This is a genomic window from Endozoicomonas sp. ALB115, assembly GCF_049310245.1.
Lineage (GTDB): Bacteria > Pseudomonadota > Gammaproteobacteria > Pseudomonadales > Endozoicomonadaceae > Endozoicomonas.
Genome location: NZ_JBLYZG010000009.1, coordinates 101,607 through 124,841, shown reverse-complemented (window position 1 = coordinate 124,841; position 23,235 = coordinate 101,607). Strand labels below are relative to the sequence as shown.

Below are 23,235 nucleotides of genomic sequence, written 5' to 3'. Positions count from 1 at the left end.
AAATAGAGTGAGAAAACACATTGAGTATGAAAGCAAATCTACCATTAATCGGTATTCGGGTTATTGATTTTGGCCAGCAAATAGCCGGGCCTGCAGTCGCCATGATTCTGGCTGACCTGGGGGCAACGGTGATTCATATTGATCCACCAACCGGGCCACAATGGCAGAGCCCTGCCAATGCTGTTTTGAATCGGAACAAAACCACGGTAACTATTGATCTGAAATCCGATCAGGGTCTGGTACAGGCGTTAACCTTAATTGATCACGCCGATATTGTTTTGGAAAGTTTTCGTCCCGGAGTCTTAAAGCGCCTGGGAATTGATTTTGCGCAGTTGCGGCAAGCACGTCCTGAGCTGATCACAATTTCCATGCCGGGCTACGCCAGTAATGATCAATTGCGCAGTCAGTGGAAAGCAACAGAGGCTATTGTTGCCGCTAACTCTGGTGCTTTCACCGATATGGGCTTTAACCGGGTGTTGATGGGCGTGGATCCCAGTTTTTCTCCTTTGTCATTGTGCTCAGCCTATGCGACAACGCTGGCGGCCAGCTCGGTGGTGATGGCACTGTTCGCCCGGGAAAAACTCGGTGTTGGTGATCATATTGAAGTGCCGATTGTCGCTGCCTTAATGGAAGGGTTGTCGTACAACTCCATCGTTATTGAAGATTTGCCCAAACGCTACCTGACCATGCGCGAGCATGAAATCAGCCATCGCAAGGAAAACAATCTGCCGATGGATGTTAGCTACGACGATTTACAAGAGTATCTGGATCCCTTTTATCGCACTTACCAATGCAAAGACGGTCGCTTTTTCTACGTCGTTTGTCCATCCCATCGCAATCATGCCAAACGCTGTTTACAGGTGACGGGCTTATATGATGAGTTGTTGGCCGAAGGCTTACCTGAGGTGCACAATCTGCATTTACCGGTTGATGAGTGGGATGACGAAACCTCCATTGGCGTTTATCCACTGCCGAAGAAGTGGGCTGATATTATCTCGGCCAAAATGAAGCGGGTGTTTTTAACCAAAACCTCAGAAGAGTGGGGGGTTATCTTTGGTGAAGGGCAAATTCCGGGGGCACCGCATCGCACCACTCAGGAATGGGTGAACAGTGACCACTGTGCGCAGGCGGGATTGATCGTTGAAGTGGATGATCCTGAATACGGAATGATGAAACAACCGGGGCCTATGGTCTGGCTGGAAGAATCGGCCGAACAAATGTTACAGCCAAGGGCCAGAGTCACGGTTGATTTTGAGGCAGCACTGGCTGAGCTTTCAGAGGTTAAAGCAACGCCCCGGCCCACTGGCGCGGTTGCGGCACCGGACAACCGCCAGGCCTGGTTGGCAGGGGTGAAAATACTCGACTTAACCAATGTCATTGCCGGCCCCCATTCTGCTGCCTTTTTAAGTCGCTTTGGTGCCGAGGTGATCAAATTGGATCCGGTGACACCATTGTATGATCCACTGATTGGCACCGTGTACAGTTTTCAAGCCAATATTGGCAAAAAGAGTGCGTTGGTTGATATCAATACTGAACAGGGACGGGATATTTTTCACCAGCTAATTCGATCCGTTGACCTGGTGTTAATTAATGCCCCCGAGCGCCAGATAGCGCCTCTGGGGCTTGACGAAGCCAGCTTACAGGCCGTTAATCCGGGCGTGTTATTCTGTCGTTTAGACTGCCTGGGAGGACCAACCCGTGGACCCAAAACAGACTACATAGGCTACGACGACATTATTCAGGCAAATAGCGGCATTATGAGTCGTTTTGGTGGACCACAAACGCCAGAAGAACACGCACACCTGGGTACTTTGGATGTTAATTGTGGTTTTGTGGGCGGTTTGGGGATGGCCTTAAGCCTTTATCACAAAATGCACACCGGGCGGCATAGCCGGGCGTGTACTTCGTTATCTGCGGCAACCAATCTGGCACAAATTAAATTTGCCTACGATTATCAGGGGCGAGCTCCGTTTGATGAAGCATCCGGGCGAGAGGCCTTGGGTAATCACGATTTATCGCATTTTTACGCAACGAAAGACGGCAATTTATTTATTGATGCCAGCGAGCAGGAGTTGATCAAGCTGGAACGCGTTCCGGGCCTTGCTGGCATTAGTGAAGCAAAAAATAAGAAGGCCTTTTTGACCGAGGTTCTCTCCCGGGAAAGCGCCGATCATTGGGCGCAGGCGCTGCGGGAACAGGATATTGCAGCGGTGCGCTCAGTGGGGATCGCCGAGCTTCGGGAGCGTTACACTCGCCCTGCCGATGGCAAAGTGGGAATTGACCTTGGCAGTTATGCGTTTTCCAGCTACCGCGATCATCCCAGTGGACATGCAGTGACTATTATTGATCACTACTCAATCAGGCCTTCACGGGCACAGATTATTGCGCAAACACCAACCGAGCGATTAGGCCATTCGACTACCGAGATTGTTGCGGGTCTTGGTTATACCAATGAACAAATTGCCACCATGCTAAACGACAAAGTTATCGGTACTGGCTGGGGGAAAGAGTACTTGCCGAGTTAAGAATGAACGCCTGCCCGGTATTGTCACCAGAACAAAACACAGGCAACAGGCTTGCACAACGGGCCTTTTGAACTAGCCTCTATTCGTCATTTGTCTCTTAAAATGATGAAACGCTAGGAGCCTGTCCGAGAATAGCGCCCGTAGCGAGGATGGCAGAAAATTGAGGATAAAAAGTCGGAAATTTTTAGTGAATAGTGGTTCTATTTGCTAAAAATTTCCGACTTTTTAGACCAATTTGCTGCCACCGCAGTAGGGCAGTCTATTCTCGGACAGGCTCCTGGATTCAGTAACGAAAAGGCAGGTATCAACCTCCCCCTTTGGGACTTTCCAGCGACGGACAGACATGAGCCCAGATATCAGACAGTGTTTATTACCCTGGGATGATACTGATAATCCGGAGGAAGGGACCGGGAGTTCCAATGCACAGCCATCGCCTGCTATCCAGCAACCTGTTGCCAGCGCAGAAAATAGTTCAGCACGTGGGGTGGCTTCCCCAGATAACGGGATCTTACGTCCACTGACGTCTGATTTCGATTTGCGGGGCCTGGGCGATCAACTGGCAGCGGCAATCAGGAAGCGAGATCTGGCAGCCGTCAACGACCTGCTGAACCTGGTGCAGGATCTGGGGATTGACCCCAATCTCTGCGACCGGCAAGGCTACTATCCGCTTTATTGGGCCAGTCGCTGGGGCAGCGCTGACAGAATTCTCAAGACCCTGCTGGACAGGGGAACGAACCCCAATCTCTGCAACATTGACCCGTGGAATGGAAGAAAGAACATACCTCTGCTTTGTGCCGCCGAAAGCGGCAGTTATGAGGTCAGCAAGGTCTTGCTGGAATACGGAGCTGATCCGCAAGCCCGTGACGGCTCTGATTGGACGGCACTGCACTGGGCCACACGGAACTTCGGCAAACAGAGCATCATGCTCATGAAGTGCCTGCTGGATCACGGTGCTGATATTAATGCCCGTAATAGTATGGGACGCACCCCGCTGCTCAATGCCGTCATTCGTGACACTCTTCTGGCCGTTAACATCCTGCTGAGCGAAGGTGCCGATCCCAATATTCCTGATAATTACGGTCGTACCGCGCTAGACAGTGCAGTCTTGGGCATGAGCACCAATATGGTTGACGACTTGCTGGCTCATGGTGCCAATCCTGATACGCCCGGCGGCATCGACAGCGATGGGAGAAGCAACGCACTGTGCATGGCATTAAGTAAGCAATACAGAGACGACATTGTGGATATGCTCCTTGCTTACGGTGCCAACCCCAACAGGGCGAGCAAAGAGGGCGATACCCCGCTGCATCTGGCGATAGAGAAAAGCAACGCAACCGGTGTTGACAAGCTGCTGGCCCATGGTGCCAATCCCAATATTCGCAACCAGTCAGGCCAGACCGCCCTAGAGGCTGCCCTCGTTACAGGGTCACCTCCGCGCATCATTGATGCCCTGCGTGAGCCCTTTAAACCGGGGTCGCTGCAGTTTTGTGCCCGACGCTGTATTCGTGCAACCCTGATGCGGCCCCGGATGACCCAGAAAAAAAACCGGATAAAACCGCTGTCAAAAGAATCTCAACACCTGCCGTCAGCAGATCCTTTGACAGAAATGGACTCAAGCATCAGACAATGTTCACCTGACGCCGCCAATCCGGAGGAAACGGCCGGGGATCCCCACACACAGCCAGTAACTTCTCTCCAGCAACCTTTTGCCAGCGCAGAAAATATTTCAGCACATGGGGTTGCTTCCCCAGGCAACGGGAGCATGCATCCATCGACGTCTGATCTTGATTTGGTTGATCAACTGGTAGCAGCAACCAGTGATGGTGACCGGGAAATCGTGGACAACCTGCTGGACCTGCTGGAGGAGCGGGGGATTGACCCCAATCTCTGTGACCGGCAAGGCCACCACCCGCTCTATGGTATCAGTGACCGATTCAACAGAGTGGCAAATGTCATCAAGACCCTGCTGACCAGGGGGGTTGACCCCAATTTCGCCACTTTCGACCCATTGACTAATAGAGAGTACATACCTCTGCTTCTGGCCGCCGAAGATGGCAGTTATGTGATCAGCAAGGCCTTGCTGGACCACGGGGCTGATCTGCAAGCCCATGACTGTGGGTGGACGGTGCTGCACTTTGCCGCACGGCGATTTAGCGAACAGAAAGTCATGCTCCTGAAGTGCCTGCTGGATCACGGTGCCGATATTAATGCCCGTAATCATGATGGGCACACCCCGCTGTGCATTGCGGTCCTTCGTAAGGAACTTATGAACGTTAACATCCTGCTGGGCGAAGGTGCCGATCCTAATATTCCTGATAAAGATGGTAAAACCGCACTGGACTATGCAGTCTTTAACAGGTGCGCCAACATGGTCGACGACTTGCTGGCTCATGGTGCCAATCCTGATATTCGCAACCAGTCAGGCCAGACCGCCCTGGAGGCTGCCCTCGCTACAGGGGCATCTGTACACATCACTGATGCCCTGCGTGAGCCCTTTAAACCCGGGGCGACGAAAGTTTGTGCCCGAAACTGTATTCTTGCAACCCGGGTGCAGCCGCAGATGACTCTGAAAAAAACTCGGGCAAAACCGCTGTCACTGGTAACTCAACGTTTGCCGTTGCCAAATACGTTGAAAAAATTTGTTTCTAACCCACTGACGTTTTAACGAAATGTTCTCAAGCATCAGACAATGTTCATCTTCCCGGGATGACACTGGCAATCCGGAGGAAACGGCCGAGGGTTCCCAAGCACAGCCATTACCTTCTCTCCAGCAACCCGTTGCCAGTGCAGAAAATATTTCAGCACGAGCGGTGGCATCCCCCGGCAACGGGAGCTTACATCCACTGACGTCTGATGTCGATTTGCGGGGCTTGGGCAATCAACTGGCACTGGCAATCCTGGAACAAGACCTGCCAGCCGTCAATAACCTGCTGAATCTGGTGCAGGATCTGGGGATTGACCCCGATCTCTGCGACCGGCAAGGCTACTACCCGCTTTATTGGGCCAGTGCCGTGGGCGAAGATAACAGAATTCTCAAGACCCTGCTGGACAGGGGGGCGAACCCCAATCTTTGCAACATTGATCAGTGGAATGAAAAAAAGAACATACCTCTACTTTGTGCCGCCCGTAAAGGCAGTTATGAGGTCAGCAAGGTCTTGCTGGAATACGGAGCTGATCCGCAAGCCCGTGATGGCGCAAATTGGACGGCGCTGCACTGGGCCACATGGGAATACAAGATACAAAGCGTCATGCTCCTGAAGTGCCTGCTGGATCACGGTGTCGATATTAATGCCCGTAATAATCGGGGACACACCCCGCTGTGCACTGCCATCCTTCGCGGCGAACTTCCGGTCGTTAACACCCTGCTGAGCGAAGGTGCCGATCCCAATATTCCTGATAATGACGGTAGTACCGCGCTAGACTATGCAGTCTCTAAAGGGTACACCAACATGGTCGACGACTTGCTGGCTCACGGTGCCAATCCTGATACGCCCGGTGCCATCCACAGCTACGGGTGGAGCAACGCACTGTGCATAGCATTAAGTATGCAATACACAGACGACATTGTGGATATGCTCCTTGCTTACGGTGCCAACCCCAACAAGGCGAGCAAAAAGGGCGATACCCCGCTGCATCTGGCGATAGAGAAAAGCAACGCAAGCTGTGTTGACAAGCTGCTGGCCCATGGAGCCAATCCCAATATTCGCAACCAGTCAGGCCAGACCGCCCTGGAGGTTGCCGTCGTTGCAGGGGCACCATCTCGCATCATTGATGCCCTGCGTGAGCCCTTTAAACCCGGGTCGCTGCAGATTTGTGCCCGAAACTGTATTCGTACAACCCTGATGCGGCCTCGGATGATCCCGAAAAAAAACCGGGCAAAACCGCTGTTAATAGCATCTCAACACCTGCTGTTGTCAGAACCCTTGAAGAAATTTGTGTCCAACCCACTGACTTTTAAAGAAATGTACTCAAGCATCAGACAATGTTTATTTCCCTGGGATGACTCTGTCAATCCGCAGGAAACGGCCGAGGGTTCCCACGCACGGGCAGTACCCTCTCTCCAGCAACCTGTTGTCAGCGCAGAAAATATTTCAGCACGTGCGGTGGCTTCCCCGGGCAACGGAAGCATACATCCATCGACGTCTGATCTCGATTTGGTTGATTTGGGCGATCGACTGGCTGCAGCAATCAGGGAAGGTAGGAAAGGTGATCTGTCAGCCCTCAACGACCTGCTGAACCTGCTGGAGGAGCAGGGAATCAATCCCAATCTCTGCGACCAGCAAGGCCGCTACCCGCTTTTTTGGTTCAGGGACTCATACAGAGTGCACAAATGTCTCAAGACACTGCTGGACAGAGGGATTGACCCCAATATCGCCACTATCGATCCGTTGACTGATGAAGCGAACATACCTCTGCTTCTGGCTGCCAAAAAAGGCAGTTATGAGGTCTGCAAGGCCTTGCTGGATCACGGGGCTGACCCGCAAGTCCATGACCTCGCTAATTGGACGGCGCTGCACTGGGCCACATCGGAACCAGGCTATCAGACCGTCATGCTCCTGAAGTGCCTGCTGGATCACGGTGTTGATATTAATGCCCGTAATAGTATGGGACGCACCCCGCTGTGCAATGCCGTCATTGGTGACGTATTTTCACTTTCACTTTTGGCCGTTAACACTCTGCTGGGCGAAGGTGCCGATCCCAATATTCCTGATAATGAGGGTAGTACCGCGCTGGACCATGCCGTTTTTAACGAGCGCACCAACATGGTTGACGATTTGCTGGCTCACGGTGCCAATCCTGATACGCCCGGCGACACCTCCAGCTGCGGGTGGAGTAACTCACTTTGCATGGCATTAAGTAAGCAATACACAGACGACATTGTGGATATGCTCCTTGCTTACGGTACCAATCCCAACAAGGCGAGCAAAAAGGGCGATACCCCGCTGCATCTGGCGATAGAGAAAAGCAACGCAAGCTGTGTTGACAAGCTGCTGGCCCATGGAGCCAATCCCAATATTCGCAACCAGTCAGGCCAGACCGCCCTGCAGATTGCCGTAGTTACAGGTTCACCTCCTCGCATCATTGATGCCCTGCGTGAGCCCTTTAAACCCGGGGCGACGAAAGTTTGTGCCCGAAACTGTATTCTTGCAACCCGGGTGCAGCCGCAGATGACTCTGAAAAAAACTCGGGCAAAACCGCTGTCACTGGTAACTCAACGTTTGCCGTTGCCAAATACGTTGAAAAAATTTGTTTCTAACCCACTGACGTTTTAACGAAATGTTCTCAAGCATCAGGCAATGTTCATTTTCCCGGGATGACACTGGCAATCCGGAGGAAACGGCCGAGGGTTCCCACGCACAGCCAGTACCTTCTCTCCAGCAACCCGTTGCCAGTGCAGAGAATAGTTCAGCACGTGGGGGTGTTTCTCCGGGCAATGGGAGCATGCATCCATCGACGTCTGGTCTCGATTTGGTTGATTTGGGCAATCAACTGGTAGCAGCCACCAGGGAGGGTGACCGAAAAGCCGTAGACAACCTGCTGAATCTGCTGGAGGAGCGGGGGATTGACCCTAATCTCTGCGACCAGCAAGGCCACCACCCGCTCTATTGGATCAGTTACCAATACAGCGGAGTGTCAAATGTCCTCAAGACCCTGCTGACCAGGGGGATTGACCCCAATTTCGCCACTATCGACCGGTTGTCTAATAAAGATTGCATACCTCTGCTTCTGGCTGCCGAACAGGGCAGTTATGAGATCAGCAAGGCCTTGCTGGACCACGGAGCGGATCCGCAAGCCCGTGACGGCGCTAATTGGACGGCGCTGCACTTTGCCGCACGGCATGTAAGCGAACAGAGCGTCATGCTCCTGAAGTGTCTGCTGGATCACGGTATCGATATTAACGCCCGTAATGATGTTGGGTACACCCCGCTGTGCATTGCCGTCCTTCACAGGGAACTTCTGACCGTTAACATCCTGCTGGGCGAAGGTGCCGATCCCAATATTCCTGATATAGATGGTAAAACCGCGCTGGACCATGCAGTCTTTAACAGGTGCGCTAACATTGTCGACGACTTGCTGGCTCATGGTGCCAATCCTGATACGCCAGGCAGTATTCACAGCTACGGGGTGAGCAACTCACTTTGCGTGGCATTACGCAGGCAATACACAGACGACATTGTGGATATGCTCCTTGAATACGGCGCCAACCCTGACAAGGCGAGCAAAAAGGGCTATACCCCGCTGCATCTGGCGATAAAGAAAAGCAACTCAACCTGTGTTGACATGCTGCTGGCCCATGGTGCCAATCCCAATATTCGCAATTCGTCTGGCCAGACCGCCCTGGAGTTTGCCCTGGTTAAAGGTTCACCTCCTCGCATCATTGATACCCTGCGTGAGCCCTTTAGACCCTTGTCGCTGCAGATTTGTACTCGAAACTGTATTCGTGCAACCCTGCTGCGGCCCCGGATGACCCTGAAAAAAACTCGGACAAAACCGCTGTCGATAAAATCTCAACGCCTGTCGTTGTCAGATCCTTTGACAAAATTTGTGTCCAACCCGCTGGCTCTTAACGAAACGTACTCAAACATCAGACAATGTTTATCCCGGGATGACCCGGCCAATTCGGCGGCAACGGCCGAGGGCTGGCACGCACAGCCAGTACCTTCTCTCCAGCAACCCGTTGCCAGCGAAGGAAGTATTTCAGCATGTGCGCTGGCTTCCCCGGGTAACGGGAACATACATCCATCAACGTCTGACCTCGATTTGGGTGATTTGGGTGATCAACTGGCAGTAGCAATCAGGAAAGGAAAGAAAGGTGATCTGTCAGCCCTCTACGATCTGCTGAACCTGCTGGAGGAGCAGGGAATCAATCCCAATCTCTGTGACCAGCAAGGCCGCTACCCGCTTTTCTGGTTCAGGGACTCATACAGAGTGTACGAATGTCTCAAGACACTGCTGGACAGAGGGATTGACCCCAATGTCGCCACTATCGATCCGTTGACTAATGAAGAGTTCATACCTCTGCTTATGGCTGCCAAAAAAGGCAGTTATGATGTCTGCAAGGCCTTGCTGGATCACGAGGCTGATCCGCAAGTCCATGACCTCGCTCACTGGACGGCGCTGCACTGGGCCGGATCGAAACCAGACAATCAGACCGTCATGCTCCTGAAGTGCCTGCTGGATCACGGTGCCGATATTAATGCCCGTAATAGTATGGGACACACCCCGCTGTGCAATGCTGTCATTGGTGGCGTATTTTCACTTTTGACCGTTAACATCCTACTGGGCGAAGGTGCCGATCCCAATATTCCTGATAATGACGGTAGTACCGCGCTGGATCATGCAGTATTTAACGGGCGCACCAACATGGTTGACGATTTGCTGGCTCACGGTGCCAATCCCGACAAGGCGAGCCAAAAGGGCGAAACCCCGCTGCATCTGGCGATAAAGAAAAGCAACTCAACCTGCGTTGACATGCTGCTGGCCCATGGTGCCAATCCTGATATTCGCAACCAGTCAGGCCAGACCGCCCTGGAGGCTGCCCTCGCTACAGGGGCACCTGTGCACATCATTGATGCCCTGCGTGAGCCCTTTAAACCCGGGGCGACGAAAGTTTGTGCCCGAAACTGTATGCGTGCAACCCGGGTGCAGCCACAGATGACTCCGAAAAAAAACCGGGCAAAACCGCTGTCACTGGTAACTCAACGTTTGCCGTTGCCAAATCCGTTGAAAAAATTTGTGTCCAACCCACTGACGTTTTGACGAAATGTTCGCAAGTATCAGGCAATGTCTGTATCCCTGGATTGGCAGCGACCAGCCAGAGGAACCGACCGGCAGTTTACCTGCAACGCCTTTGCTGTCTCTGCAGCAGCCGGGCGCCTCAGCAGACCACAATCCGGGATTTGCCGCCGCTTCGGCAAGTAACCGAAGAGTACCGTTATCGATGGACGACAAAACGACATCAGTCGTCAGATATAATGACCCGCCAGCCCTTAACGACCAGCTGCTGGATGCTGCCTGGCATGGCAATTATGATAGGGTCAAAGCCTTGCTGCACCGGGGAGCAGACCCGAAAACCTGTGACAGCGGCCACTTTACTGCGTTGCATTTTGCTACAAGGAACAGCAACGATCAGACGGCGCTGCTCCTGAATTGCCTGCTGAATCACGGTGCCGACCTTAATGCCGTGACTGCACTGAACCGTACCCCGCTGCAATGTGCCGTTATCTGTGGCAATCTTTCGGCCGTAAGTACTCTGTTGGAGCACGGTGCTGACCCCGATATTCCAGACCAGTTCGGTTTTACCCCACTTAATAAAGCGGCGGAACAAGGGGCGTGCAAAATAGTTGACCAGTTGCTGGCTCACAGTGCCAACCCCGACACGTTTGGCGTCTGGACCTTGAACCCACTTTACAAGGCAGTATCCAAACAACACACCGATATTGTCCATACCCTGTTGAATCACGGTGCCAACCCCGATCCCGACCTGTGCAACAGCTCTGGCCGAACCACGTTGAACTGTCTGGTAGAAAAACTGCGACCTGTTGCTGAAGTCAGGCTGATGCTGGCTAACGGTGCGAACCCCAATACTTGCAGCAATTCTGGCCAGACCACGCTGAATTTTGTGGTAAACAGAGATGATGGCTGCGCTGTCCAGCTGCTCAAGCTCTTACTGGCTAACGGCGCTGACCCCAATGCCCGTGGTGAAGATGGCGATACCCCGCTACATCTGGGGATAGCAAATCAAAGCCCGGAATTGGTCAGGATTCTGGTGGATAATGGTGCCGATCCAGGTGTGCGTAACCAGCTGGGCTGGACAGCTCTGAAAAGTGCTGAAGCTGGAAGAGCTGACCCCGAAATCATCGATTCCCTGCGTAATCATATACCCGTTTATCAGCCCGGATCGCTGCAAGCCTGTGCCCGAACCTGTATTCGTCAACGCCTGGTGCAAAATCGGATATTATTGGCAGAAGTGCTGTCAACTGACTCTGACTGTCTGCCACTGAAGGATTCCTTAAAAGCGTTTGTCTACCACCCGCTGAAAATTTAACCGGTGTTTTTCAAGGATGATGTTTGAACTTTTGCCTGAATTGGAAGTCTAAAATTCAAACAGCTAACTGGATTGTTGGCGTAGAACGAATTCTTTTAACGGTTCCCAATCAGGGAGATATTATTATGAACGCAAGCAGTGGCAGCATGCCAACCATTTCCCTTGGTACAACACATGATGAATTTCTCAAGCTCATCGGTAATTCTTCATTAAATCCAAAAGATACCAGGTCATTTGTTTTGAAAGGCGTCGGTAAAACTCGCACCCTGACTGTCTTCACGCAAAAAGACCTCTATTTAACACACGCAGATAAAAACCCAAACATATCCCAGATTGAAAGTTTTTCGCGTGATGGAAAATTGGTCAAGATTACAGGTTGTGACTGCTACGTCCGCCTCTTTTCTGTTCATAATCCCAGCAAGGAAGCGGAATCAGTAGCAAGTAAGCTTGGCTCAAAAGCAGGAGCAGCATTTAAAGCAGAAGCATCCAAAGTATCAGCAGGTCATTATGCCGTTATCACCACCTTTTACCCAGTCACTCAAGGCGAGAGATGTAAACCAAAAGACCCTTATGTGCCATTAAAACCGGGCTTTAAGCAGCAACGCCTGGAATATGTTTTTTGCTCCGAACACTGGGATCGCCCCCTTGAAGTGATTAGCAATTCAACGCTTGAGATCCGTACCAGAAGGTTGGGTTCGAGTGATGTGAATTACAAAACACTGGATAGTAAGAATCCTCTGTATTCCCATGGGATTAACCTGACATCGTATTATAAGGCTATCTATTCCAAAAAAGACCAGACCAAGCCCCAATCCGGGGCTCAGGGATGCTGGGGAATGCAAAACGTTGACCCTTTTTCAAATGATGGCCCCGATGGTCAGGATGTTCGCCCTTCTGGCAATATGGCTAATTTCATGGGTGGCTCGAATTTTCATAATAATTAGGCTCCTAGTGCATGGTTTCAATGAGTTTGACGGGTTGTCATGCCTCCGCACTCCGTTCGTCCTGAGTGCTGAGCTTGTCGAAGCATCGAAGGGCGGAAACTCCGGACTCTGATAGATCGTGCCAAGCACCCTTCGACTCCGCTCAGGGTGAACGGAGATTGTACACGTCAAACTCATTGAAACCATGCACGAGTGCATTGCATTCAGTTAACAATAGTTGGCCTTGTCGTTGCCTGTGCGGTTAACTCAATCGCTTCGCCATCCCTCAACACCTGCATGGTCATCTGTTGGCCCGGTGGAATACGGGCCACCATATTCATTACCTTGCGGCCATCCCGGGTGCTCTGGCCATTGATGCCGGTAAGAATATCGCCACGTCGCAAACCCGCCCGGTCGGCAGGACCATCTTCATAAACCCCGGTAATTAAAATGCCAACTTTTGTGCTGACGCCATAGGCTTCTGCCAGTGCCGAGCTCAGTGGCTGTGATTCAATACCCAGCCAGCCCCGAATCACCCGGCCATATTTAATGATGGAATCCATAACAAAGCGGGCCATATTGGAGGGAATCACAAAGCCAACCCCTTCACTGCCCCCACCACGGGAAAACAATAGCGTACTGATGCCAATCAGATCACCATAGGCATTGACCAGGGCACCACCGGAGTTGCCGATATTGATGGCGGCATCGGTCTGGATAAAGTCTTCATAGGTATTCAGTTGCAGGTCATTCCGGCCGGTGGCGCTGATAATGCCCATGGTCACCGTCTGTCCCAGTCCGAATGGGTTGCCAATGGCCAGCACTACATCACCAATTTCTGCGCTGCCAGAGTCTACCAGGTCCAGATAGGGCAAATCCTTCAGGTTGACTTTCAACACGGCAAGATCGCTTTCCGGGTCGGTGCCAATAATGCGGGCTTTGACTTCCCGGCCATCGCGCAGGGTAATCATCAGCCTGGCCGCATTTTGAATCACATGGTGGTTGGTCAGGATATAACCTTCAGGATCAACAATAACGCCGGAACCTTCCGGGGTGCTGCGGGCATGGGTTCTCTGGGGCAGGGGCAGGTTGCTGTCACCACGCTGTGACAGGCTGTTGGTAGAGATACTGACCACAGCCGGTGCAGCCTTTTTCACGGCATCACTGTAGGAAACCTGCCCGGTGACATTGAACACTCTGGAGGATTGTTCAATAAAGCGGTTGCGGGATTTTTCTGAAATACCACCGAACTCAGGCTTGATCAGCAGTACTGTGATCGCGGTGAATAGCCCGATCAGGATGGGTAAGCCCACCGACTTAAGCAGTTTTTTCATTCGCAGCCCATGGGAATTGCCGTTATGTGATTATAATGAGACCAACAAAATACGATTCTTAATATACAGCGATGTAAGGATGGAGAGAACCAATGGTGCCGACATCACAAGATATGACCTTAAAAGAAATGGTGGCATTACTGGATCAGGAGTTACAGCCTGGTCTGTTTAAAGATTACTGCCCAAATGGTATTCAGGTCGATGCCAGCCCGGCAGCGGAGTCGCCAATAAAGAAAATAGTCACGGGGGTCACGGCCTGTCAGGCGCTGATTGACCAGGCCATTGAACGGAAGGCCGATGCCATTCTGGTTCATCATGGCTATTTCTGGCGTGGTGAAGACGCAGTGATTACCGGCAGCAAACGTCGGCGCATCGAAACGCTGCTGGCCAACCATATCAGCCTGGTGGCCTATCATTTGCCATTGGATGCCCATCCGGTGTTTGGCAATAACGCAGAGCTTGCCCGCTTGATGGGGTGGGATGTCGTGGGTGGCATGGAGCCGGGAGCCAAATTGCCGGTGGGTAACTGGGGCACAACAGGGCGAAAACTGTCGCTGGATGAGTTGAGCCAGGAAATTTCCGGCAAGCTGGGACGTGATCCACTGGTGATTGCCGGAGGAAACCACCCCGTAAATACCATCGCCTGGTGTACCGGGGCCGCTCAAAGCATGATTGATAAGGCCCTGAACCTGGGGGTGGATGCTTTTGTCAGCGGTGAGATTTCGGAGTCAACGGTGCATTTTGCCAGGGAAAATGGCATTCACTATATCAGCGCCGGTCATCATGCTACCGAACGTTATGGGGTTCAGGCACTGGCTCGCTGGCTGCATGAGGAAACAGGCATTGAGCATGAGTTTGTTGATATCGATTCTCCGGTATAAATTTTCTTTTATTAATTTTGTGCCGTGTTGTTAGAAAAAACAGGTGGCTTGTTCTTCTTTGATTACAGTTGAAATAGCACATTCATTAATTATTTAAACGCCGTTGAAATTGTTGCTGTAAGTCAATCTGTATAAAAAATAACTCTCGTACACTTGTCCTCGCTTTTTCTTCTGCATCGCTGTTAAGCCTGAGTGGCCACAGCACGAGGCAGTTTTGTCTTGTCGTTTTGGACAGCACCGTCGTGTTGTTGGGGGGTAATTATGATCTGGCTGCAGTTGGCCATAGTGATTCTGTGCATCCTGGTTGGTGCACGTATCGGGGGAATCGGTCTTGGTTTAATGGGGGGGGTGGGTCTTGCCATTCTCTCTTTTGTGTTCGGTATTCAGCCGACCTCCCCTCCGATTGATGTAATGCTGATGATTCTGGCTGTGATTTCTTCTGCCGCCTGTATGCAGGCGGCCGGTGGTATGGACTACCTGGTACAGGTGGCTGAACGTATTCTCAGAAGAAATCCAAAGCGTATTACCTTTATTGCACCGGCGGTGACTTACTTTTTCACCATGTTTGCCGGTACCGGTCACGTCGCTTACTCTGTGCTGCCGGTTATTGCCGAAGTTGCCCGCCGTACGGGTGTTCGCCCGGAGCGTCCTATGTCCATCGCGGTAATCGCTTCTCAGGTGGGTATTGTGGCCAGCCCGATTGCGGCTGCCACCGTTGCCATGCTGACTATTATGTCGACAAAGTATGACATTACCCTGGGACAGATTCTGGGCACCACGATTCCAGCAACGATGGTTGGCCTGTTCCTCGCTGCTCTGGTGACCAATAAGCTGGGTAAAGAGCTGAAGGATGACCCTGAATTTCAGCGCCGTATGCAAGACCCGGAGTTTCGACGCAAGATGGAAGAAACCACCACGGTTTCTGTTGCTGAACTGAAGCCAGGTGCGAAGACCTCCGTTCTGCTGTTCCTGTCAGGTGCCGTTATGGTGGTGGTGATGGGGGCTATTCCTGCTATACGTCCTCAGTTCAATGGCTCTGCCATGTCCATGGCGCACACCATTGAAATCATCATGCTGGTGGTATCCGCACTGATTGTATGGCTGGGTAAAGCTGATGTTGGTGAAGCAAGCCGTGGTGATGTATTCCTCTCCGGTATGCGTGCAATTATTGCTATCTTCGGTATTGCCTGGCTGGGGGACAGCTTTTTCGCTGCCCACGATGTGCTGCTCAAAGGCGGTATCTCTGATCTGGTTCACAGTGCTCCATGGGCATTTGCCATCGCACTGTTTATTCTCTCTGTGATGGTTAACAGCCAGGGCGCGACTACGTCGACACTGATGCCTCTGGGTGTGGCTCTTGGTTTGCCAGTAGCCTCTCTGGTCGCTATGTTCCCGGCGGTTAACGGTTACTTCTTTGTACCTAACTACGGTCCGATCATTGCCTCTATCGACTTTGACAGCACTGGCACGACCCGCATTGGCAAGTATGTGTTCAACCACAGTTTTATGCTGCCAGGACTGATGGCGATTGTGTTCTCTGTGATTGCCGGTTTTGTGTTCAGCAGTATTGTGCTGTAAAGATAATGGCGCATTGATAGAGCGGAGTTTAAGGGCCTGCTGACGTTTTGTTGCAGGCCCGGCGTATCCGGATGCCCTGATACGCCGAACCATCTTTGAGTATCGACTGTGGGTTTAGCGTTTAGCTGACGGGTTCGCCACTGAATTCAGGGAGAATCAGCAAGCGATATATTTATATATAAAAACAATATAGATTTTGAATTTATTATTCTATTTTCACTGATAGTATTTTACTTAGAGCACAACAATAACTTCGCTTTAGGTCGAAATGCATGTCGGATCAAGACTTCAATCATCTAAAACAGCTGGAAGCGGAAAGCATCCATATCATCCGGGAAGTGGCTGCTGAGTTTGAAAACCCTGTCATGCTTTACTCTATTGGCAAAGATTCTGCCGTGATGCTGCATCTGGCCATGAAAGCTTTTTACCCGGGTAAACCGCCCTTTCCTTTATTACACGTAGATACCACCTGGAAATTCCGGGAAATGATTGAGTTCCGGGATCAGCTGGCACAAAGACTGGGTCTTGAGCTGCTGGTGCATACCAATCCGGAAGGTCTGGCGCAGGGCGTCGGGCCATTTACCCATGGCAGCGCAAAACATACCGATGTGATGAAAACCCAGGCACTCAAGCAGGCATTGGATAAATACGGCTTTGATGCTGCGTTTGGTGGTGCCCGTCGGGATGAAGAAAAATCCAGGGCGAAAGAGCGGGTTTACTCTTTTCGCGACAAAAATCATCGCTGGGATCCGAAAAACCAGAGACCGGAACTTTGGAACATCTACAATAGCCAGGTTGAGAAGGGCGAGAGTATTCGCGTGTTCCCGCTGTCAAACTGGACGGAGCTCGATATCTGGCAGTATATCCACCTGGAAAAGATCCCTATTGTGCCACTGTATCTTGCCAAAGAACGCCCGGTGGTGGAGCGTGATGGCAACCTGATTATGGTGGACGATGAGCGGATGCCGTTGCAACCGGGTGAAGAACCCCAGTTGCGAAAAGTACGCTTCAGAACCCTGGGATGCTACCCGCTGACCGGTGCCGTAGAATCTGAAGCCGATACACTGACCGACGTGATTCAGGAGATGCTCCTGACCAGAACCTCTGAGCGACAGGGCCGGGTGATCGACCATGACAGTGCCGGCTCCATGGAAAAGAAAAAGCAGGAAGGGTATTTCTGATGTCACACCAATCTGAACTTATTGCCACCGATATCGAAGAGTACCTGAACCGTCATGAACAGAAAGAGATGCTGCGTTTTCTCACCTGTGGCAGTGTTGATGATGGTAAAAGCACCCTGATTGGCCGTCTTTTACACGACACCAGCATGATTTATGAAGATCAGCTGGCTGCTGTAGAAAACGACAGTAAACGAGTAGGTACCCAGGGGGAAAAACTGGATCTGGCGCTGCTGGTGGATGGTCTGCAGGCAGAACGTGAGCAGGGCATTACCATTGATGTGGCCTACCGCTATTTTTCCACCGAAAAACGTAAGTACATCATTGCCGATACGCCCGGGCATGAGCAGTACACCCGAAATATGGCCACCGGTGCTTCCACCTGTGATCTGGCGATTATTTTGATTGATGCCCGTCAGGGTGTGCTGACCCAGACCCGGCGGCATACCTACATAGCCAGCTTGCTGGGCATAAAGCATATTGTCGTGGCCATCAATAAGATGGATCTGGTGGATTTCAGCAAGGCTCGGTTTGAAGAGATTCGTAACCAATACCTTGATTTTGCAGAACCGTTGCAATTGGGTGATATCCAGTTTGTGCCCATGTCGGCGCTGGAGGGCGACAATGTGGTACACCGCAGCGAACGGATGTCCTGGTATCGTGACAGTACGCTGATGGACGTGTTGGAAAATGTCGAGATCGCCCGGGACCGTAACCTGAATGACTTCCGCTTCCCGATTCAATATGTGAATCGCCCTAACCTGGATTTTCGTGGTTTTTCAGGAACGCTGGCTTCAGGCAAGATTAAGCCCGGCGATCAGATCAAGGTACTACCCTCGGGTCAGGTGAGCACCATTGCCCGCATTGTGACCTGGGATGGTGATCTGCCAGAAGCCCATGCGGGTCAGGCGGTTACCCTGACCCTGACCGATGAAATTGATATCAGCCGTGGTGATATGCTGGTGCGCCGGGACAGCAGTGTTCAGGTGGCTGCTGATCTGGATGTGGATCTGGTGTGGATGGCGGAACAGCCCATGAGCCCCGGCAGGCAGTATCAGATCAAGTTTTCTGCCGACAAGGTTCCGGGCAGTTTTGCCGGGGTTGATCACCGGGTTGATGTGAACTCCCTGGCCCATCACCCGGCAGAGCAGCTGGCACTGAATGAAATTGGCCTGTGCCAGCTCAGGCTGACCAGGGCGGTACCTGTGGACAGCTACCAGCGTAACCGCCAGACCGGTGCCTTTATTGTTATTGACCGGCTCAGTAACGCCACGGTTGCTGCCGGTATGGTACGGGGAGTCAGTGAGCGTACTCGGCAGGATTCACTCTCCAGAGTCCATCGGCAACAGCGCCTGGGTCAGAAAGGCGGTGTATTCAAAGTTGCCGGACAGCACGCCAAAATTATTGAACGACAGCTGTTTGATCGTGGGTTTTATCCATTGGTGATTGGCAGTGATGATGAACAGTGGGCTGCCAAGGCAGATGCGTTACTCAAGGCTGAAGTGGCCGTCTTGATTACCTCGGAAGATGAGGTGGCGGATAATGCTTCTGTAGACTCGGTGGTGGATACCATTGTGGCCTCTCTGACTCTTCCATAAACCTTTCCTCAGGCCTCTCTTCACCTGACAGAGAGGCCTATCAAAATCTACTGTGTTAGAACGGCAACAAACCCATTGAAACCATGCATTAGTACATGGTTTCAATGAGTTTGACGGATTGTCGTGCCTCCGTACTCCGTTCGTCCTGAGCCTGTCGAAGGACCCAAAGGGCCTAAAGGCGGAAACTCCGAACTCTGATAGATTGTGCCAAGCACCCTTCGACTCCGCTCAGGATGAACGGGGTGTACGGGTATTAAAGCTTTTCTGCGCTAATCCCTCGGCACTAACACCTCCTCCATGGGAGGACTGGCAGAATTATCCCGGGAACCGAAAAAGTCTGGTAGCGGTGGCAACAGGTAATTGGTAATTAAGGAGGTCGCGATTATAGCCACCAGTCTAAAGGTTACAGAGCTCATCGATTCGGGCAGCATTTGCCGGAGGTACTCCGATAAAATCTCCGACTCTGAAACGAATTGCCGGGCAAATTCCGGGGAAACGCCAGTATGCTCGGTGTCGGTCCTGACCACTCTATCAAGTAGCTCGTCCAGGCCCAAATAAGGCAGTAATGATCGAGCCAGGCGGTCAGCCAGTGGTTTGACAAAGCAGGGAATGTGGGCGTTGCAGTCAGTCTGGGGGCAACGCCGGAAGCAATCCCGCTGAATCAGGCAGCTACGGTGGAATGCGTGCCCCCGGGCGCATTTGACCATATCAGCGTTGCGATCAGGAGCCCGAGCGCCACGGCACAGAAAACAACTGCTGGCCGAATGTACATTATCCATGTGGCAAGAAACTCCGTGTGATGAAGTTCATCAGTTACCATTTGTTTTTGAATTTTTATTAGACCCCTTGTTTTCCCAAAAGGTTCAATGAAATGCTGTTGAAGGATGCCTTTTTTGACCGGTCAGCCAACCATTGACTGCCGCCATGGCGGCCTTGATTGCGTACGGTGTTCTCAGGCAGCCTTTGATTTCTCCCTGGAATTCTGCGCTGCTTCAACCACTTAACCAGAGGTCAGCAGTGACCCACCGGATTCATCAGGTGAATGGGCAAAAGCCCTGATAATAGGTACAAATGCCGGTTCAATGGGAATCCTCGCTGATCCACTATTAGGCCAATCATCTACAATGATCTGATTGATGACAGAAAGACATCCCCATTGGCCTGACAGCCTCCCAGGAAAACTGTGCCCCTGGCAGATGCTCAAAGGCGGGATGCTGGAAATTACCGAGAACAGGAGTCGAAATGAAGGCCGATTTTTATCAAGGGCTGCGCCGGCAGCTGGATGAGCTCAAACAGGAAGGGCTTTATAAAAGTGAACGGGTGATCAGCTCCCAGCAACAGGCTGAAATCAAAGTACTCTCCAATGGTGAGAGCGGTGATGAAGTGCTTAACTTCTGTGCCAATAACTACCTGGGCCTGGCCAATGCACCGGAGCTGATTGAAGCGGGTAAACAGGGGCTTGATCAATATGGCTTTGGCATGGCTTCCGTGCGCTTTATCTGCGGTACCCAAACCGTTCATAAAGATCTGGAAGCTCATATCTCCCGGTTCCTGGGCATGGAAGATACCATTCTCTATCCTTCCTGTTTTGATGCCAATGGTGGCCTGTTTGAAACCATCCTGGGGCCGGATGACGCCATTATCAGTGATGCGCTCAACCATGCCAGTATTATTGATGGTGTGCGCCTGTCCAAAGCCAAACGTTTCCGCTATGCCAATAACGATATGGCCGATCTGGAAGCGCAACTGCAGGCGGCCGAGGCTGCCGGTGCCAAAACCAGACTGATTGCTACCGATGGCGTATTCTCCATGGATGGGGTTATTGCCAACCTGAAAGGCATCTGCGATCTGGCGGATAAATACGGTGCGCTGGTGATGGTGGATGACTGTCATGCCACCGGTTTTATTGGTGAGAAAGGGGTTGGTACTCCGGAGTTCTGTGATGTTATGGGACGTGTGGATATTCTCACCGGTACCCTGGGTAAAGCACTGGGTGGTGCTTCCGGCGGTTACACCTCCGGTAAAAAGGAAGTGATTGACTGGTTGCGTAATCGTTCCCGTCCATACCTCTTCTCCAACACGCTGTCACCGAGCATTGCTGCCGCTTCGATCAAAGTGTTTGAGATGCTGGCTGAAGGCGCAGAGCTGCGCCGGAAGGTACGTGATAATGCCGACTATTTCCGCGCTGAAATGACCAGGCTGGGCTTTACCCTGGCCGGAGCCGATCATCCGATTGTACCGGTGATGCTGGGTGATGCGTCACTGGCTGGCCAGTTTGCCGACCGTATGCTGGAAGAAGGGATTTACGTGGTTGGTTTCTCCTTCCCGGTAGTGCCAAAAGGGCAGGCGAGAATTCGTACCCAGATGTCCGCTGCCCACAGCAGAGAGCACCTGGACAAAGCCATTGCCGCTTTCGCCAGGGTTGGTCGAGAGTTGGGCGTTATCCACTGATTCACACACAAGGCTTGCTATTGAATAGCAAGCCCATTGAGAAAACTGACACTGTGAAGACATTAGCAAAAAGCAAAGCAGAACCCGGAATCTGGATGGAAGACCGCCCCATGCCAGAAGTGGGTTACAACGATGTACTGATCAAAATCCGCAAAACCGCCATTTGTGGTACTGACATGCATATCTATCACTGGGATGAGTGGTCGCAGAACACCATTCCGGTGGGTATGCACGTTGGCCATGAATTTGTCGGCGAAATCGTTGACATGGGTGACGGTGTGCGTGGCTTTGAGGTCGGTCAGCGGGTTTCCGGTGAAGGCCATATTACCTGTGGCCACTGTCGTAACTGCCGTGCTGGCCGCCGTCATCTCTGCAACTTTACTGTGGGTGTTGGCGTCAATCGTGATGGTGCGTTTGCCGAATACCTGGTGATTCCGGCGGTTAATGCCTTCCCGATTCCTGATGATATCAGTGATGACCTGGCCGCAATTTTTGACCCGTTTGGTAATGCGGTGCACACCGCACTCTCTTTTGACCTGGTGGGAGAAGATGTACTGATCACCGGTGCCGGCCCCATCGGCATTATGGCGGCAGCCATCTGCCGGCATGTCGGTGCCCGCAATGTGGTGATTACCGATGTCAACGAATACCGTCTGGACCTGGCCCGTAAAATGGGTGCGACCCGCGCCGTGAATGTTGCCAATACCGGTCTGCCGGACGTGATGGCTGAGCTGGGCATGGTTGAAGGCTTTGATGTGGGCCTTGAAATGTCGGGCAATGGTCGTGCATTTAAGCAGATGCTGGAAAATATGAACTACGGTGGCAAGATTGCACTGCTGGGCATTCCAGCCAGTGACACGGTGATTGACTGGAACCAGGTGATCTTCAAAGGTCTGGTGATCAAAGGTATTTATGGTCGCGAGATGTTTGAGACCTGGTACAAGATGACCAGCATGTTGCAGTCTGGTCTGGATATTTCTCCAATCATTACGCACCGCTTCCCGGTTGATGATTTTGACAAAGGTTTTGAAATCATGGGGTCCGGACAATCTGGAAAAGTGATTCTGGACTGGTGTTGAATCCAGGCAACAAAAAAGCCAGCAAATGCTGGCTTTTTTGTTGTCAATGATCAGGTTTGTCACCGAATAAAACGCAGAAACTCTTCCCGGGTTGGCTGATTATCTTTCATCAGGCCACGCATGACCGAAGAGGTCATGGATGAGTTCTGTTTTTCCACACCGCGCATCATCATGCACATATGCTGCGCTTCAATTACCACGGCAACCCCTTTGGCGTCGGTCACTTCCATAATGGCATCGGCAATCTGTTTGGTCATGTTTTCCTGAATCTGCAGGCGGCGGGCGAACATATCCACAATGCGGGCAAATTTGGACAGGCCGAGCACCTTACCATTGGGTACATAGCCAATATGGCACTTGCCAATAAAGGGCAGCAGATGATGCTCACACATTGAGTACAGCTCAATGTCTTTGATCACGACCATTTCGCTGATGTCGGATTCAAACACCGCACCATTAACGATCTCTTCCAGTGTCTGGCTATAGCCTCTGGTCAGGTATTGCATTGCTTTGGCAGCGCGAAGCGGCGTATCTCTAAGGCCTTCCCGATGAATATCTTCACCGACGGACTCAATAATGGCCTTGTAGTGTTCGCTGATTCTTTGAGACATTGGAAGAATTATCACTGCATGGTTATCG

General features: G+C 51.8%; 15 protein-coding genes. 13 read left to right on the top strand and 2 right to left on the bottom strand.

Annotation, left to right across the window (positions count from 1 at the left end):
* The first annotated feature begins 26 nt into the window (after positions 1-26).
* The 6 genes from ACO6VE_RS06570 (at position 27) to ACO6VE_RS06545 (ending at position 12,518) form a co-directional block, all read left to right on the top strand.
* Positions 27-2,525, top strand: a complete 2,499-nt coding sequence (locus ACO6VE_RS06570) for a CoA transferase (protein ID WP_422460413.1) — start codon at positions 27-29, stop codon at positions 2,523-2,525.
* 343 nt (positions 2,526-2,868) lie between these two features.
* Positions 2,869-5,190 carry an ankyrin repeat domain-containing protein gene (locus tag ACO6VE_RS06565; RefSeq protein WP_422460411.1) on the top strand — a complete coding sequence of 774 codons (2,322 nt, stop codon included), beginning with the start codon at positions 2,869-2,871 and terminating at the stop codon, positions 5,188-5,190.
* Between the two features lie 4 nt (positions 5,191-5,194).
* Positions 5,195-7,798 (top strand): ankyrin repeat domain-containing protein, encoded by a 2,604-nt coding sequence (locus ACO6VE_RS06560; protein ID WP_422460409.1) that lies wholly within the window; start codon positions 5,195-5,197, stop codon positions 7,796-7,798.
* Between the two features lie 4 nt (positions 7,799-7,802).
* Entirely contained in the window at positions 7,803-10,286 is a 2,484-nt protein-coding gene (locus ACO6VE_RS06555) for an ankyrin repeat domain-containing protein (RefSeq protein WP_422460408.1), read from the top strand.
* 4 nt (positions 10,287-10,290) lie between these two features.
* Positions 10,291-11,574 carry an ankyrin repeat domain-containing protein gene (locus ACO6VE_RS06550; protein ID WP_422460406.1) on the top strand — a complete coding sequence of 428 codons (1,284 nt, stop codon included), beginning with the start codon at positions 10,291-10,293 and terminating at the stop codon, positions 11,572-11,574.
* Positions 11,575-11,699: 125 nt separating this feature from the next.
* Entirely contained in the window at positions 11,700-12,518 is an 819-nt protein-coding gene (locus ACO6VE_RS06545) for a hypothetical protein (RefSeq protein ID WP_422460404.1), read from the top strand.
* Positions 12,519-12,721: 203 nt separating this feature from the next.
* Here ACO6VE_RS06545 and ACO6VE_RS06540 read toward each other — a convergent pair whose 3' ends face one another.
* Positions 12,722-13,831: a S1C family serine protease gene (locus ACO6VE_RS06540; protein WP_422460402.1), complete on the bottom strand. Its 1,110-nt coding sequence runs from the start codon at positions 13,829-13,831 to the stop codon at positions 12,722-12,724.
* 92 nt (positions 13,832-13,923) lie between these two features.
* On the opposite strand from ACO6VE_RS06540, the gene ACO6VE_RS06535 reads away from it, so the two are divergent.
* The 7 genes from ACO6VE_RS06535 to tdh all read left to right on the top strand — a co-directional run bounded on the left by ACO6VE_RS06535 (position 13,924) and on the right by tdh (position 22,596).
* Positions 13,924-14,712: a Nif3-like dinuclear metal center hexameric protein gene (locus tag ACO6VE_RS06535; protein WP_422460400.1), complete on the top strand. Its 789-nt coding sequence runs from the start codon at positions 13,924-13,926 to the stop codon at positions 14,710-14,712.
* A 261-nt stretch (positions 14,713-14,973) separates the two neighbouring features.
* Positions 14,974-16,290, top strand: a complete 1,317-nt coding sequence (locus tag ACO6VE_RS06530; protein WP_422460399.1) for an anaerobic C4-dicarboxylate transporter family protein — start codon at positions 14,974-14,976, stop codon at positions 16,288-16,290.
* Between the two features lie 272 nt (positions 16,291-16,562).
* Positions 16,563-17,471 carry a sulfate adenylyltransferase subunit CysD gene (cysD, locus tag ACO6VE_RS06525; protein WP_422450008.1) on the top strand — a complete coding sequence of 303 codons (909 nt, stop codon included), beginning with the start codon at positions 16,563-16,565 and terminating at the stop codon, positions 17,469-17,471.
* Positions 17,471-19,066 (top strand): sulfate adenylyltransferase subunit CysN, encoded by a 1,596-nt coding sequence (cysN, locus tag ACO6VE_RS06520; RefSeq protein WP_422450009.1) that lies wholly within the window; start codon positions 17,471-17,473, stop codon positions 19,064-19,066. The genes cysD and cysN overlap by 1 nt, the downstream gene beginning before the upstream one ends.
* A 611-nt stretch (positions 19,067-19,677) precedes the next feature.
* On the top strand, positions 19,678-19,866 hold the full coding sequence (locus ACO6VE_RS06515) for a hypothetical protein (protein WP_422460397.1): 189 nt from the start codon (positions 19,678-19,680) through the stop codon (positions 19,864-19,866).
* 442 nt (positions 19,867-20,308) lie between these two features.
* Positions 20,309-21,517: a glycine C-acetyltransferase gene (locus ACO6VE_RS06510; RefSeq protein ID WP_422450011.1), complete on the top strand. Its 1,209-nt coding sequence runs from the start codon at positions 20,309-20,311 to the stop codon at positions 21,515-21,517.
* A 53-nt stretch (positions 21,518-21,570) separates the two neighbouring features.
* Positions 21,571-22,596, top strand: a complete 1,026-nt coding sequence (gene tdh, locus ACO6VE_RS06505) for an L-threonine 3-dehydrogenase (RefSeq protein ID WP_422450550.1) — start codon at positions 21,571-21,573, stop codon at positions 22,594-22,596.
* A gap of 59 nt (positions 22,597-22,655) precedes the next feature.
* On the opposite strand, the gene folE is transcribed toward tdh, so the two are convergent.
* Positions 22,656-23,207, bottom strand: coding sequence for a GTP cyclohydrolase I FolE (gene folE, locus ACO6VE_RS06500; protein WP_101745113.1), 552 nt, complete (start codon positions 23,205-23,207; stop codon positions 22,656-22,658).
* Between the last annotated feature and the right edge of the window lie 28 nt (positions 23,208-23,235).

Coding starts and splice junctions, on each gene's coding strand:
- ACO6VE_RS06560 (WP_422460409.1), top strand. CDS start 5,195: ATGTTCTCAAGCATCAGACAATGTTCATCTTCCCGGGATGACACTGGC.
- cysD (WP_422450008.1), top strand. CDS start 16,563: ATGTCGGATCAAGACTTCAATCATCTAAAACAGCTGGAAGCGGAAAGC.
- ACO6VE_RS06555 (WP_422460408.1), top strand. CDS start 7,803: ATGTTCTCAAGCATCAGGCAATGTTCATTTTCCCGGGATGACACTGGC.
- ACO6VE_RS06540 (WP_422460402.1), bottom strand. CDS start 13,831: ATGAAAAAACTGCTTAAGTCGGTGGGCTTACCCATCCTGATCGGGCTA.
- ACO6VE_RS06565 (WP_422460411.1), top strand. CDS start 2,869: ATGAGCCCAGATATCAGACAGTGTTTATTACCCTGGGATGATACTGAT.
- ACO6VE_RS06570 (WP_422460413.1), top strand. CDS start 27: ATGAAAGCAAATCTACCATTAATCGGTATTCGGGTTATTGATTTTGGC.
- ACO6VE_RS06535 (WP_422460400.1), top strand. CDS start 13,924: ATGGTGCCGACATCACAAGATATGACCTTAAAAGAAATGGTGGCATTA.
- ACO6VE_RS06530 (WP_422460399.1), top strand. CDS start 14,974: ATGATCTGGCTGCAGTTGGCCATAGTGATTCTGTGCATCCTGGTTGGT.
- cysN (WP_422450009.1), top strand. CDS start 17,471: ATGTCACACCAATCTGAACTTATTGCCACCGATATCGAAGAGTACCTG.
- ACO6VE_RS06550 (WP_422460406.1), top strand. CDS start 10,291: ATGTTCGCAAGTATCAGGCAATGTCTGTATCCCTGGATTGGCAGCGAC.
- ACO6VE_RS06510 (WP_422450011.1), top strand. CDS start 20,309: ATGAAGGCCGATTTTTATCAAGGGCTGCGCCGGCAGCTGGATGAGCTC.
- ACO6VE_RS06545 (WP_422460404.1), top strand. CDS start 11,700: ATGAACGCAAGCAGTGGCAGCATGCCAACCATTTCCCTTGGTACAACA.
- folE (WP_101745113.1), bottom strand. CDS start 23,207: ATGTCTCAAAGAATCAGCGAACACTACAAGGCCATTATTGAGTCCGTC.